The 1,435-nt window shown below is 38.0% G+C and carries 3 protein-coding genes; 1 reads left to right on the forward strand and 2 read right to left on the reverse strand.

The genetic code is table 11. The features are described 5' to 3' along the window. Positions 1-22 precede the first annotated feature (22 nt). On the forward strand, positions 23-571 hold the full coding sequence (locus tag Q5Y71_RS16760) for a hypothetical protein (RefSeq protein WP_306043220.1): 549 nt from the start codon (positions 23-25) through the stop codon (positions 569-571). A gap of 101 nt (positions 572-672) precedes the next feature. Here Q5Y71_RS16760 and Q5Y71_RS16765 read toward each other — a convergent pair whose 3' ends face one another. After that, entirely contained in the window at positions 673-909 is a 237-nt protein-coding gene (locus Q5Y71_RS16765; RefSeq protein ID WP_306043221.1) for a hypothetical protein, read from the reverse strand. Positions 910-911: 2 nt separating this feature from the next. Then, the coding region (locus Q5Y71_RS16770) for a hypothetical protein (protein WP_306043222.1) at positions 912-1,435 on the reverse strand (524 nt) is incomplete at its 5' end.

The following is a 1,435-nucleotide window of genomic DNA, read 5'->3' on the forward strand; positions in this document are numbered from 1 at the left end:
AGGCAATTCCGGATAATTATTAATGAAAATAATGGCTTTGAAAAATTATATATTTACCCTGATAATTATCTTAAGTGGCTGCACCACAACAGAATTAAGTAATGCCTACAAACCGATCGCAGTTGAAAAAGGGAAACTGCCAGCATCCAAAAGAATATATTATTTTCAGCATAAGCTAATCAGCAAATGGGTATTTGAATCCGAAGGCGCTTTTTTCTTTGATATCTATAATGGGCAGATCGGCCAATTGATTGAGGCGGCGTCTGAGATTGTGGATAGTGACTATGCAAATGAAGTTACTGTTGTGCCTCTCTATGACAGGGATGCCGTGCTCATTAAATTTCCAGAACCAAAAGCTTTGGCAAATTGCTTTTTTGCGCTGATTAAGAAAGAGGGAAATTCATACTCTTATTATACTTATGAAAAGACGGTGAATATAGAAGGTGAAGCAGTAGCTGGAGTGTTGGGTGGTTGGAATAGTGACGGAGGACATCGTAATTTTGGCCTCCGCGGATACAAGTCTGAAAATCAGTTTATTGCGGACGTTTTTGGCTTAGATATAGAAGATTAACAAATACAGGGATTTTTCATCCGGCGCATAAAATTTTCGAGTATCAAATATTTTGAAAATGCGATTAAATTAGTGGTTCACTTACCCGGTCAATTACAAAATTAAAACAGTTCTCCATTTTGATCAAAGTAACTTTCTGCCATTGCGAGCTCAATAGAAGCAGTATGCCCTGGAAACTCCAGTTTTGAAGAGCAAACTAACCCCTTTTGATGCGCCTGTATTGCTTTTTCACAATTTTCTGAGAAATCACATAAAGTGTCCCATTGCAGAGAGGTCCAGTTCAGTGTCTGCATTTTGTGGCGCAATCTTTTTACTTTCTCGTAAAGTGATGCGATCATCTTTAACATTTTGCGTCAAACTCAGCCGCACATTTATTGTTCATCTGCATTGATTGATTGGTTGCGAGAGTGTTAAAAAACACCCTTGAGCTTGATTCAGTATTTCTTACAAAGCTCGATAAATTTAACCATAGCTCGTGAGAAATATAGGGTTTGGTGACATCAATGAAAGTTGATGGTGTAACAGGGTTGCCTTGTTCTACAGGCTGCTGAAATGCTTTCCACAGTTGAAAAATACTACTTCCACGCTCCTTAAGTTCGTAGTGTAAGGCACTAAAAATCAGTAACCAACAACTGTAGTGAATGTTTGTATTTATTAAAGCCGCTTTTTTATAGTTATTCTCACTTTCTAAAATAGTCAAGCAGGTTTGTTTTGCTCTTTCAAGTTTATCTATTAACACCTGGGAGTAACCATTTATTTCTGCGTATGCAATCCCGGCAAATAACTCATCAAATGATGCTGGGGCCATAGCGCCTTGGGTGCAAATAAAGTGTATTAGTTCAGACCAAATCTGACACATCTCCC

Origin of the sequence: Microbulbifer sp. 2205BS26-8 (assembly GCF_030731025.1) — a bacterium.
Taxonomy (GTDB): Bacteria; Pseudomonadota; Gammaproteobacteria; order Pseudomonadales; family Cellvibrionaceae; genus Microbulbifer; species Microbulbifer spongiae.